Here is a 12,067-nt window from a genome sequence, read left to right on the forward strand (position 1 = left end):
CCCTCACCTCCCCGCCCGGAAGCACGTAGCCCTTGCCCCCTTCCTCCTCCAGCAGCAACACCGACGGATACGACCTCGTCCTGCGCCTTCTCCTCGGCGTACTCGCCGTCGTCGTCCCCCTGTCCCACCTGGCCTGGCTGTCCGGCAACATCACCGCCTACCTCACCGGCACCAGTTGGGCCCCGTACCAACCGACCGAGGCCCTGCTCCATCCCGAGCAGGTCTGGCCCCACACAGGCGAAACCTCCCGGCTGATCGGTGCCCGCATCGTCCCCGTTCTCCTGCTCCTGGCCTTCGGGGTGGCGGCGGGCATCCTGTGGGCCCGGCACAAGAACCGAAGCGGCGGCCGGAAGAAGATCACCGACATGGCCAAGGCCCGGGACATCGAGCCGCTGATGGCCAAGGCGATCACCGACAAAGCCCGCTCCCTGCGCCCCAGCCTCAAGGACAGCAAGCACATCGACGCGAGGGACACCGGCATCCTTCTCGGCAACCTGCAAGGCAGCCGGCACGAGGTCAGGATGGGGTTCGAGGACGTCGCAGTCGCGATCATGGCGCCCCGGTCCGGCAAGACCACCTCGCTCGCCATCCCGTCCATGCTTGGCGCACCTGGCCCGGTTCTGCTGACGTCGAACAAGGCCGCCGGCGACGCCTTCACCACCGCCTACGAGGCGAGGGCCCGGGCGGGGACGGTGTGGACCATGGATCCACAACAGATCGCGCACGCCGCCCGCGAGATGTGGTGGAACCCCCTCGCCAGTGCAACCACCCTGGACGGGGCGAACCGGCTCGCCGGACACTTCCTCGCCGCCTCGGTGGACGCCTCCCAGCAGGGCGACTTCTGGTCCAAGGCCGGCAGCAACATCCTCTCCCAGCTGCTCCTCGCCGCAGCGCTCGACAAGCGGCCGATCACCGACATCATGCAGTGGCTCGCCTTCCCCGCCGACCGCACGCCGCTGGACATCCTGCGCGACCACGGGTTCACCGCCGTCGCCGCTCAGCTCAAGGGCACCGTCGAAGGGCCGCCCGAAACCCGAGACGGCATCTACGAGACCGCCCGGCAGTACGCCTCCGCGCTCCTGAACGCGGAAATCGCCGCCTGGGTGACACCGCAGAAGGACGTCCCGGAATTCCGGCCGGAGCAGTTCGTCACGTCCACCGACACGCTGTTCCTGCTCAGCAAAGACGGCGGAGGCGGAGCATCGGCGCTGATCGCCGCGTGCGCGGACTCGGTGATGCGGGCCGCGACCGCGCAAGCCGAGCGCGCAGGCGGACGCCTCGACCCTCCGATGCTGGCGATCCTCGACGAGGCCGCCAACGTGTGCAAGATCAGCGACCTGCCGGACTTGTACTCCCACCTCGGCAGCCGCGGGATCATCCCGATCACGATCCTGCAGTCCTACCGCCAGGGCCAGAAGGTCTGGGGGGACGCGGGCATGGACGCCATGTGGTCGGCCTCGACCGTCAAGGTCATCGGTTCCGGCATCGACGACCCCGACTTCGCGGACAAGCTCAGCCGCTTGATCGGCGACCACGACGTGGAGACCACGTCCACCTCGCACTCGGAGTCAGGGAAGTCGACCTCGGTCAGCATGCGGCAGGAGCGGATCCTGCCCGCCGACGCGATCCGCGCCCTGCCCAAGGGAACCGCGCTCTGCTTCGCCACCGGCATGCGCGCCGCCATGCTCGACCTACGGCCGTGGTACCGGGAGCCCGGGGCGGAGGAACTGTCCGCGGCGTCCGCCCGCGCGTCCGCGGCGATCACTGCCCGCGCCGTCGCGAAGCACGCACCGAAGCAGTCCGACTTCGGGAAGGCCGTGTGAGCGCCACTTCGCTGTACCTGGTGCCGGTCCGCTCACGCCTGGCGAAGGACTTCGTGCGCACCTGGCACCGCCACCACCCAGCGCCCGCAGGGCAGATCTTCGCCGTCGGCGCCGCCGACGAGACCGGCATCCTGCGCGCCGTGGCCATCGTCGGCCGGCCCGTGGCCCGCCACCTCGGCGACGGCGCCACCCTGTTGGTGCATCCGGCTATCAGAACGTGCGGAAAGGCGAGTCAGGTAGCTGCGGGGCGGTGAGGCCCGCCCTGGAGCATGTCGGCAGTCATTGCCCATCGTTCGTGGTCCAGCCACGCGCCGTTGATGTGCTGGAAGCTCCGGGCCCGCCTCGCCTTCGCCCAACACCCCACCACTTCCCGCCACCACCGATAGGAGATCCGCCTTGCACGAAGCACCAGCAGAGCCGTTCATGACGATCCGGCACGCCATCACCGGCGAGATCACGACCACCGGCTACAACGCCGCCGCCCGGCGGATCCTGCTCCAGGCCGGCTTCGAAGAGGCGCCAGGCTGCGCCTGCCGAGCGACGGAACCCGGTACGGAGCGGATGCACGGGCCTGCTCGGCAGCCAGCGAGCTGCTCGTCGCCGGCCACCCCCTGCACCTGGACCGAGCCCTCGGTCGGCCGGTGAGCGCCGACGGTACGCCCCGGTTGGCCCGGTCGCCGATGTCGGCACAGTCCGTGATCCGCTTCGAGAGCGGCCAGCCTCTCCAGTGCATCGCCAACCCAACCCAACCCGCACCCGCACCTGTTGAAGGGGCCGCCTCGTTTTGACCACACCCGGAACGCCTACCCGTCCAGCGCGCACCAAGGGCGGCGAACTACGGGCCAAGGTGGCCCGACTGCTGGCCGACCGGCCGGCGGACACGCTCACCATCGGGGACATGGCCAGGCAGCTGGGCCACTCCCACGGCGCCGTCCGCAACGCCGCCCTCACCCTCGTGCGACGCGGCGAGGCCGACCAAAGCGGAACCGGACAACCGGAGTTCCGCGCGAACGCGAAAACCGCCGCAGCCGCGCAGACCGCTGTGATCAGCCCACCGGGCACCCACGCTCCCCGCGCCCAGGCGGCCACGCCCCGCACGACCATTCCCGCCACAGCCACGCCCAGGCAGAGCGGCCCGATCCGCCGCGCGGGGGGCCAGCTCTACCACCCCCGGGAGCTGGCCGATCTGCCCGACGTCGAGGCGTTGAATCGCTTGCGCGACGCCGACGTGCCGGTGCTGCTCTACGGCCCTCCGGGCACCGGCAAGACGAGTCTGGTCGAGGCGGCGTTCCCGGACCTGCTCACCGTCGCCGGCGACGGCGACACCACGGTCGGCGACTTGATCGGCGAGTACACACAGGACGACGCGGGAGCCTACGTCTTCCAGTACGGTCCGCTGGTCACCGCGATGACCGAGGGCCGCGCCCTGCTGATCGACGATGCCACCTTGATCTCACCGAAGGTCCTGGCGGCGCTGTACCCCGCGATGGACGGGCGCAGGCAGATCCAGGTCAAGGCCCACAAGGGCGAGACCATCAAGGCCGAGCCGGGCTTCTACGTGGTGGCGGGCCACAATCCCGGCGTCCACGGGGCGGTGTTGACGGAGGCGCTCGCGAGCCGGTTCAGCGTGCAAATCCAGATCGGCACGGACTACGACCTCGCCCTGGCCTTGAGGATCGATGCCCGGGTGGTCCGGGTCGCCCGACACCTCGCCCACCAAGTCGAACTCGGCGAGCTGGGCTGGGCCCCCCAACTGCGAGAGCTGCTCAGCTACCAGAAGACCGAGGCCGTCCTCGGCGCCAAAGCCGCGCTCGCGAACCTGGTCGGCATCGCTCCTGTGGAGGACCGCGACGCCGTCGCCGCTGCCGTCATCAAGGCTGTCGGCGTCAAGGAGGTCGCGCCCCTCACCCTCGGCAAGCAGCTTTCCGCCTCGGCCGTCCGGCAGCCCCCGGGCAGCATCGGCTCCGCACACCGAGGCCGCGCGCGATGAGCGCCCACCACCACGTCCAGTCCCCCGCCACCACGCCGGACGACGACGCCGACCTCGCGCGCTGGGACGACGACGGAGCCCCGCCCGCGCAACCCCGTTCCTCCCCGGCCGCGTGGCTGCGCGTGGGAGCCGAACTCGGCGATCGGCTGGTCGACCTCTCCGGCCGCCAGGACCTCCTCGTCACCTGCCGCCCCGGCACGCGCAGCGGCGCACCGGCCGCGTTCTTCCCCACTCTGGGCGAGGTCGAGTTCGACGCCGGTCTGTTCGCCCCGCTGAAGCCCCACGAGATCCATCCGCGGATCGTGGGCGACGAGGAGCGGTATCCCGCCGCCTGGGGCGTGTTCGTCCACGAGGCCGCGCACGCGGCCCACTCCGTCTGGACGGCGCCTGCCGGAGCGAACCCCCACGTCGTCGAGGCCGCGCTCCTGCTGGAGGAGAGCCGTGTCGAAGGCGCACACCTGATCACGCGGCCAACGGACCGCACGTACCTGCGCACCAGTGCCCGAACCCTGGTCATGCCCGACATCGCGCACCCCACCCTCCAGGGCATCGAGCACGCCGCCGCCGTGGCGGCCCTGGTCCTCGGCCGCCGTGACGTCGGCATCCTTGACGCCGGCGAGACCCGGGCCGTCGCCGATCTGTGCGAAAAGGTGCTGGGCGCAAACCTGCTGGCCACACTCACCCGCATCTGGACCGCAGCCCACCAGTGCGCCGACCACGACGCCACGACCATGCTCGCGCACGCTCAAGAATGGTGCGACGCTCTGGACACCGCGGCCCCCGCCCTGCCCGTGCCGGACAACCTCACCGATCTGCTGTCCAGCGCCGTGGGGGTCGTCATGGACAGCACGGCAGCCACCGACGCCGCCGACCTCGCGGCACAGGCCGCAGCGACCAACGCCATGGCTGCGCAGTCCAAGGCGCAGGCACAGGACCGCGCCCAGCGGGCCGGCCAGCGACGCAAAGCCGCCGCCACCGCCAAGTCGGTCTTCAACGCCCGTGGCACCACCGTCACCCCCGACGGCACACCGGCGCCCTACGGCAATCCGGTCACCGGCACCCGCCGGCCCACCGCCGCCGAGCAAAGTGCCGCCGCGCGCCTGAGCCGCGCCCTGCGTGCCGCCGCCTACCGCGAGCGGACCGAGGAGCGGACCACCAGCCCCACCCCGCCCGGCCGCCTCAACATGCGCGCGGCCCTCGCCCGCGACGCTCAGCGCGCGGCCGGGTCGGTCCCCACCGCGGAACCGTTCACCCACACCCGCCGCCGGAACACCCCCACCCCACCGCTGCGTGTGGGTATCGCCGTCGACGTCTCCGGCTCCATGCGTGCCGCCTGCGCGCCCGTCGCGTCCGCTGCCTGGATCGTGGCACGCGCAGCAGCCCTGACCGACCCCGACTCCCTTACCGCCACCATCGCCTACGACAGGCACCTAACCGCACTGATCCGGCCCACCCACCGAGCACCAGAGCGCGTGACGACGTTCGATGCCAACGGCGGCCACCACAACCTCGGCGACGCCATCGACGCACTCGACCACGGCCTCGAACTCAGCCGCCCCGGCGCCGGCCGCCTCCTCGTGATCGTCACCGACGCCCGGTACGGCAGCGACGAAACCGCTCAAGCCGTCACCCGCGTCAAGCAGCTCACGACCGCCGGCTGCGCCGTACTCCAACTCACCCTCACCGCGAAGTCCCACCACTTGCCGGGGACCACCTTGCTGCACCTGCCCCAGCCCTCCAGCGCTCCCGCCGCCATCGCCAAGGCGGCCACAGACGCCATCCGCAGGACACGCTGAGACGACGCAGAAGGCGGAAGCGTCCCCGAGACCACCGCCAAGCACTCCAACGGCTCCCTGCACTCACCACCGCCCGACCAACCAGCAGCCCGATCACGAGCGCGGCACGCGCGGAGACCCGTTGGTCGTCCCCTTTCCTCCCATCTGCTGCACGCCCTGACGTTCCAGTCAGTCCGTCCCAGCGCGCCGCTGGCGCCCCTCCCGGGCTGCAGCCCGCCGAACCCCTTGGACCACCGTGTCTCTTCTGGACTTTCCCGATGTATTCATCGGGTCCACCGATGACGGACACACCTTCGTCGTCCTCAACCGTCGCATCCGCGACGCCGATCTGCTGCTTACCGAGGCCGGCTTCCTCCTCCGTGAACACCTCGGCTGCAGGCTCTACCTGCTGCCACCGGGCACCGCGCAGGAGGCACACGAGCGCGCCGGAATTGCGATGTACGGGCTCCTAGCCCACACACACGACCTCATCGACCTTTCCTGGACGACACGCTGGAGCCCCGACCATCAGGCAGTCGACCCAGACCTTCACTTCCAGTTCGGTGACGGCACCGTTGCGGTGACCGCCAAGACCACCAGCGCCCGTTCGCTCCTGGAGCAGCACGGCTTCGCACCCACGGCAGACGGCTCGCTCTACCGCCCGCAGGAGGGGCTGGACGAGCGCGGACTGCTCGGCGTCGTCACGGCTGCCGAGGCGCACGCATACGCCCACGGTCTCAGCGCGCGCGTCCAGCTCGGCATCCCCACACCAGCCGACATCCCCGCCAGCGCCCGCCGCCGCCCAACTGCTGGCACCGGCCCGCAGACCACGTCCTCGGCCCGTCGCCGCACCCGCTGACGACTTTCGCAGACGCCATCACCGCCATCCGAGGAGTTACCACGTCCTCCGACACCCCCACCGTGCATGCTCTCGCCCGCGCTCTCGCTGACCAGCTCCACCCCGGTGCCGCTCCCCGAGACGTGACCGTCAGCTTCGGTGCCCGCCGTCAAGCCCCCGTCGAATACCGCAGCCGAGGTCGGGGCGGGCCCGTGACGGTCTACGCCCAGGCGCTGCACGCCGCCCTCTACGGCCTCCCCACGCAAGACGAGCCGTTGCCCGCCGCCTTGGACTCGCTGCTGCAGGCCACGCACACCGCGACCGCCCCGGAGCAGAAGACCGCAGTCCTGCGGCAGGTCGCCGAGCAGCTGCGCAATGCCGCCGAGATCATCCAGCGCTACCAGTACCGAGCCCAATGGGACCGGCTCCCCGACGACGTCGCCAAGCAGCTCGCTGACGCCCACGACCAGGCCCAGCAGATCGCCCAGGCCCTCGACCGGGTGGCTCCCGCCTTCAGTAGCCCGCCCACCGCGGACAACGCACCCGGCCAGCAGCCCACTCACGGCCGGAACGCCAGCGCTCCGGTGCCCTCCCCGACTTCACCGGCCGCGCGCCACCGCTGACCTGCAGCGACAGCCCGCCTGCCGAGAAAGGCACCCCCTGGCCACCACTGATTCCCTTCGCACCATCCTGGCCCAACCCCCATGCGCGCTGGGCGTGTTCGTTCCCGCCGGATTGTGCCCACCTCACGTCGAGCGCCGTCAGCTCGACCAGATCGCACGGGCAGGTGCCGACCTGTTCGAGGTCGGCCTCGCCCACCATGACGCGAGCCTCGACGGACCCGTCATCCAGGCGGCCTACCGCCGCGCCCTGCAGCACGCGAACGTCCTCGACCATACGGTCCGCACGGTCGAGCATGCCGCGCGCCTGCGGCCGACCGTCGTCATGACCTACTGGGAACCCGTCGGCCGACACGGCCCCGAGCGCCTGGCCCATCTGTTCGCCGACGCCGGTGCCGCCGGCGTGATGGTCGTCGACCTGCCCGACCACCAGGCAGCCCGCTGGCAGGACGCAGCGAAGTCCGCGAACCTTCACACCGCACGCCTCGTCCCGCGCCACAGCGCTGACACCGACCTCGCCAGGGTGATCGCCGGCGCGTCGGGATGGCTCTACGCGCCCGCAAGCACGGCTCCCACCGGCTACCGCGGGCCGCTCGACATCCCGGCTCTCGCCGACTTCACCGAGCGCCTGCGCGCCGCGAGCCCCCTGTCCGTGGTCTCGGGCGTAGGGATTTCCACCCCCGCCCTCGCGGCACGCGTCGCTCCGCTGGTGGATGCCGTCGTCATCGGCACCCCCGTCGTCCGCGCCCTGACCACCGACCCCGAGCGGGCACCAGCACTGACCGCCGCGTTCGCCCAGGCCCTCAACCTGCACACCGCCATGGAGACCCGTGCCTGACCCCATCAACCCGGCCCTGGCCCGGATCACGGCCGACGCGTTCACGCTGCGCCGGGCCCTGCGCGCCCGCCCCGCCGAACAGGCGCACACTCTGGCCGCTCGGATCACCGAGGCCCAGCAACTCGCTGGCACCGCCCTGCGGCTGTTCCTCGACCTCGCCCCGCACGCGGCGCAGTCCTCGCCCACGGTCCTGCTGCTCCTTGACCGAGTCGCGCAGATCGCCAAGGCCGCCCAGGACGCGGGCGCCGAACTGACCGCAGCCCTTGCCCGCGCCATAGAAAACCGGCGCCGCCAAGCCGACGCCAGATCAGGACGGGTCGTCCTGGTCGGCCCGTCACCACAGCAGTTCATCGAGTCGGCCGTCGACCTCCTCGACCGCATCCCAGCCCTCTACCACGCCATATCCCGCGACCGGCTGATTTCCTTCAGCCGCTGACGCATCGGCGGCAATTAGGGCATACCCCAATTTCCCCACCCCCCAGGACAGATCATTTCAGACCAGCCCCAATTCCGCGCCCTTTCCCTTGGCGCGGGGGTTCAATCCAGCACCCTCCTCGCCCTGTCAGCAGAGGGCGTCCTTCCAAGGGTCGACTACGCGATTTTCGCAGACACCGGATGGGAACCCGAAGCCGTTTATAACCACCTTGACCGTATGGAAAAGGAGATAGCCAGGCCCGCCGGAATTCCGGTACTTCGCGTATCGTCCGGAAACATTCGCAGCGACGCCCTGAACCCGGATCACCGGTTCGCATCCATGCCTCTCCACATCCTCAACAAGGACGGGCGACCTGGAATGACCCGGAGGCAGTGTACGGGCGAATATAAGGTGAAGCCGATAAAGCAGAAGGTCCGCGAATTGCTCGGCTACCCCTACCCGGCCCGCATCCCCGCGGGAGTGTTCGTCGAACAATGGGTGGGAATCTCGACCGATGAATTCCATCGCGCCAAGGATGCCGACGTCAAGTACATGCGCAACCGGAATCCTCTTCTGGATCTGTCCTGGAGCAGGTCCGACTGCGTGCGATACCTGACCTCGCTCGGTCTTGCAGATACGCCGAAATCGAGCTGCCTGGGTTGCCCGTTCCACGGAAATGCACAGTGGAGGCATATCAGGGACACATCGCCGTCCGAGTGGGCGGATGTCGTCGAATTCGACGCGGCCATCCGGCAGGGTAATGCCCGCGCCAACGCGTCGGGCAGCCGTCTGCTTGGTGAGGCATTTCTGCACCGCTCCCGCGTCCCGCTGAGCAAGGCGCCGATCGACCACGTCACCGCGGCGGAGCGGGCCACCCTGCGGATCGGTGCGGACGAGGCCGACGTACTGGAGAAGGGCGTCGAGGACGGCTGCTCGCCCTGGGCGTGCCGGGGCGACGCCGATGCCCTGAGTCAGGACGACTTCGGGCTAGCCACGTGATACTCGATCTCTTCGCGGGGCCTGGCGGCTGGAGCCGGGCACTGCATGTCCTTGGCGCGCGCGACGTCGGGCTGGAATGGGATGAATGGGCGTGCAAGACCCGTGCTGCGGCTGGACAGTTGACCATCCGGACCGACGTGGCGACGTATCCGACCTGGCCGTTCATCGGCCGCACGCGCGGGCTGATCGCTTCCCCGCCGTGCCAGGCGTGGAGCATGGCTGGCAAGCGTCTCGGCCTGCTTGACCAGCCGCTGGTGCATGCGGCGGTCGAAGACCTGGCCGCCGGACGCGACACCCGCGAACGCCTCCTCGCCGCGTGCCGTGACGAGCGTTCCCTGCTCGCGGCCGAGCCGATGCGCTACCTGCATGCACTGAACACGGTCGACGAGCCCGACTGGGTCGCCATGGAGGAGGTGCCGGACGTCCTGCCGCTGTGGAAGCAGTATGCGGCCGTTCTGCGCGGGTGGGGGTTCTCGGTCTGGTACGGGATCCTCAACGCCGCCGACTTCGGTGTTCCGCAGACCAGGAGGCGGGCGATCCTGCTGGCCTCCCGGGTCCGTACAGCGCAGCCTCCCATGCCTACGCACGCCCAAGTCGCCGAGCCGGAATCACTGTTCGGGCCGGGCCGCGCCCGCTGGGTGAGCATGGCCGAGGCCCTGGGGTGGGGCGCGACCGACCGGCCCGTTCCCACCGTCTGCGCCGGTGGCGGGCCTGGCGGCGGACCCGAACCGTTCCCGTCGGGCTCCCGCAAGACACTCTCCGACGCCCGGGAGCGCGGCACCTGGATGCCCCGGACGGACGGAGGGGTCCTTCGGTCCCGTCGTCAAGGCGCTGGATGGGCGGACCGGCACAGCACACACGAGCACCGGGCCGCCCACCTTCCGGCTCCGGCGTTCACCGCCGAGACGCACCGCTGGTCCTGGTCCCTGCGCAGCAACAACCAGGCCAACGCCACCGTCCGTCCGCTGTCCGAGCCGGCAGGCACGCTGTTCTTCGGGCACCGTGCCAACGAGTGCACCTGGGTCGCCGAACCCACCTCGCCTCCGACTACGGACACGGACGCGTCGGCAGTGCCGGAGCCGATCCGGATCACCGCCCGCGAGGCCGGCCTCTTGCAAACCTTCCCAGCCGACTACCCCTGGGTCGGCAACAAGGGCCAACAGTTCTCGCAGATCGGCAACGCCGTACCGCCGCTGCTCGCCGGCCACCTCCTCGCACCGCACCTCGGCGTCGCCCTCGACCCCGACGACTTCACTCTCGCCGCCTGATGCCACAAGCCTACGAACCCGACGAAGACGACCTCTACGCCAGCGCACCACCGCAGCCGGTGTTCCACGTCGAGCAGGCCCTGCTCGGCGCCCTCCTCCTCGATCCGCACCGTCTCGGCGACGTGACCGGCATCTCCGCCGACTCTTTCTCCACAGCCGCACACTCCGCCCTGTTCGCCGCGATCAACACCCTGCCGCCGCCCGACCCAGCCGACCACGCGAAGAACACCAAATGGCTCGACCGCGTACTCGCCACGGCCCGCGAGCAGGCACGCGGACTGACCGCCTCAGACCTGCACGCCCTCGTCCAGGTCTGCCCCTGGCCCCGCCACGCACCGGCCTACGCACGCATGGTCGAAGCCGAACACGCCCGCCGCCGCCTACAGGCAGCCGCCGAACGCCTCGTCCAGACCGTCCACGATGCCTCCCTCCCACACCCCGTCCAGACAGTGCTCGCCGAGGCCGACGCGCTCACCGCGGTCGTGGACGACATCGCAGCCCGCTTCCCGCCACGCGCCGGCGTGCTGCCCCGCACCGGGGCACCATCGCCGCCCGTCCACCTGACTACACGGAGGCGGTCGAGGAGGAGCGATTGCTGCTCGCGACCGCCACCGCCTGCCCCGCCGACATCGAGTCCGTCCGGTGGCTGCTCCCGGACGACCTCACCCTGCCCTTGCACGCCGGTCTCTGGCAGTGCCTGACCGCCCTGGCTCGCCGCCACGAGCCCGTCGACCCCGTCACGGTCCTGTGGGAGGCCCAGCAGCGCGGCCTGCTAGGCGACGGAAGTGACCCGGGCGAGGTGCTCCGCATGCTGGCCGAACCGGCTGGAAGCGTGGAGCACTGGGGCGAGCGCGCCCTGCAGCGTTCCCTCCTGGCCACTGCCGATCTCACCGGCCAGCACATCCAGGCGTACGCCGGCGACCCGGCGAACACCCCGTTCCAGCTCGTCGTCGGCGCGCGCCGCTGCCTCGCCGACATCGGCGCGGTCCGCACCCGTTGGCAGCACGCCACCGGCACGGCCCCGACACCACGACCGCGTCCCGCGCCCACCACCCGTGCCGGCCCGCCGACCACCACGGCCGCGCCCGTCTCCCGCACCGCGCGAGCAACCCGATAGCACCCCGCACACGCCGGTGGCCGGACCCGAAGGCCCGGCCACCGCCAGAGACGACACCCACATGACTCCCACCATCGACGCCCACGTATGCCTCGACACCCACTCCACCCATCCCAGCGCCGTGACCGCCGTCCTGACCGGCACCCGGGCCCACATTGCCCACCTGGGTCTGGAGGGAGCCGACTGGACCGCCGTCGCCGACAACGTCCTGGTGCTGGTCCTGGTCCGCATCGACGGAGTTTCCAGCGCAGGATCCCCGTCACTCGGTGTGTCATCGGGGAGCCCGTGACAAGATCGGGATGGCTGTCTACCGACAGGACGCCTGGTGTTCGGTACATTTGTCACCGCTAGGACACGAGCAAAGCGCTGGGCGGTCGAGCGAAT

The 12,067-nt window shown here is 70.6% G+C and carries 12 protein-coding genes and 1 pseudogene; all 13 read left to right on the forward strand.

Annotated elements, in window-relative coordinates:
• Positions 1-32: 32 nt before the first annotated feature.
• The 13 genes and pseudogenes from ACZ44S_RS04360 to ACZ44S_RS04420 all read left to right on the forward strand — a co-directional run bounded on the left by ACZ44S_RS04360 (position 33) and on the right by ACZ44S_RS04420 (position 11,972).
• Entirely contained in the window at positions 33-1,823 is a 1,791-nt protein-coding gene (locus ACZ44S_RS04360) for a type IV secretory system conjugative DNA transfer family protein (RefSeq protein ID WP_285512891.1), read from the forward strand.
• Positions 1,820-2,077, forward strand: a complete 258-nt coding sequence (locus tag ACZ44S_RS04365; protein WP_285512892.1) for an XF1762 family protein — start codon at positions 1,820-1,822, stop codon at positions 2,075-2,077. Before ACZ44S_RS04360 ends, ACZ44S_RS04365 begins: the two co-directional genes overlap by 4 nt.
• A gap of 169 nt (positions 2,078-2,246) precedes the next feature.
• Positions 2,247-2,468 (forward strand): hypothetical protein, encoded by a 222-nt coding sequence (locus tag ACZ44S_RS04370; protein ID WP_285513056.1) that lies wholly within the window; start codon positions 2,247-2,249, stop codon positions 2,466-2,468.
• Positions 2,469-2,670: 202 nt separating this feature from the next.
• The gene (locus tag ACZ44S_RS04375) at positions 2,671-3,813 is read left to right on the forward strand and encodes an AAA family ATPase (protein WP_285513057.1); all 1,143 of its coding nucleotides are present in this window, start codon (positions 2,671-2,673) and stop codon (positions 3,811-3,813) included.
• Complete coding sequence (locus tag ACZ44S_RS04380; protein ID WP_285512893.1) at positions 3,810-5,609, forward strand: hypothetical protein; 1,800 nt, start codon at positions 3,810-3,812, stop codon at positions 5,607-5,609. The genes ACZ44S_RS04375 and ACZ44S_RS04380 overlap by 4 nt, the downstream gene beginning before the upstream one ends.
• Before the next feature lie 235 nt (positions 5,610-5,844).
• A complete protein-coding gene (locus ACZ44S_RS04385) occupies positions 5,845-6,447 on the forward strand; it encodes a restriction endonuclease subunit S domain-containing protein (protein WP_285512894.1) in 603 nt (200 codons plus the stop codon).
• Positions 6,448-6,638: 191 nt separating this feature from the next.
• Positions 6,639-7,049, forward strand: a complete 411-nt coding sequence (locus ACZ44S_RS04390) for a hypothetical protein (RefSeq protein ID WP_285512895.1) — start codon at positions 6,639-6,641, stop codon at positions 7,047-7,049.
• 67 nt (positions 7,050-7,116) lie between these two features.
• Entirely contained in the window at positions 7,117-7,884 is a 768-nt protein-coding gene (gene trpA / locus ACZ44S_RS04395; protein WP_466924385.1) for a tryptophan synthase subunit alpha, read from the forward strand.
• Positions 7,877-8,320: a hypothetical protein gene (locus ACZ44S_RS04400; RefSeq protein ID WP_285512897.1), complete on the forward strand. Its 444-nt coding sequence runs from the start codon at positions 7,877-7,879 to the stop codon at positions 8,318-8,320. The genes trpA and ACZ44S_RS04400 overlap by 8 nt, the downstream gene beginning before the upstream one ends.
• A 216-nt stretch (positions 8,321-8,536) precedes the next feature.
• Positions 8,537-9,298 carry a hypothetical protein gene (locus tag ACZ44S_RS04405; protein ID WP_285512898.1) on the forward strand — a complete coding sequence of 254 codons (762 nt, stop codon included), beginning with the start codon at positions 8,537-8,539 and terminating at the stop codon, positions 9,296-9,298.
• Positions 9,295-10,566, forward strand: a complete 1,272-nt coding sequence (locus ACZ44S_RS04410) for a DNA cytosine methyltransferase (protein WP_285512899.1) — start codon at positions 9,295-9,297, stop codon at positions 10,564-10,566. Before ACZ44S_RS04405 ends, ACZ44S_RS04410 begins: the two co-directional genes overlap by 4 nt.
• Positions 10,566-11,683, forward strand: a pseudogene (locus ACZ44S_RS04415) (DnaB-like helicase N-terminal domain-containing protein). Before ACZ44S_RS04410 ends, ACZ44S_RS04415 begins: the two are co-directional and overlap by 1 nt.
• 61 nt (positions 11,684-11,744) lie before the next feature.
• Positions 11,745-11,972, forward strand: a complete 228-nt coding sequence (locus tag ACZ44S_RS04420) for a hypothetical protein (RefSeq protein ID WP_285512901.1) — start codon at positions 11,745-11,747, stop codon at positions 11,970-11,972.
• The last annotated feature ends 95 nt before the right edge of the window (positions 11,973-12,067 follow it).

This window comes from Streptomyces malachitofuscus (assembly GCF_055571035.1).

Coding starts and splice junctions, on each gene's coding strand:
- ACZ44S_RS04370 (WP_285513056.1), top strand. CDS start 2,247: ATGACGATCCGGCACGCCATCACCGGCGAGATCACGACCACCGGCTAC.
- ACZ44S_RS04380 (WP_285512893.1), top strand. CDS start 3,810: ATGAGCGCCCACCACCACGTCCAGTCCCCCGCCACCACGCCGGACGAC.
- ACZ44S_RS04420 (WP_285512901.1), top strand. CDS start 11,745: ATGACTCCCACCATCGACGCCCACGTATGCCTCGACACCCACTCCACC.
- ACZ44S_RS04405 (WP_285512898.1), top strand. CDS start 8,537: ATGGAAAAGGAGATAGCCAGGCCCGCCGGAATTCCGGTACTTCGCGTA.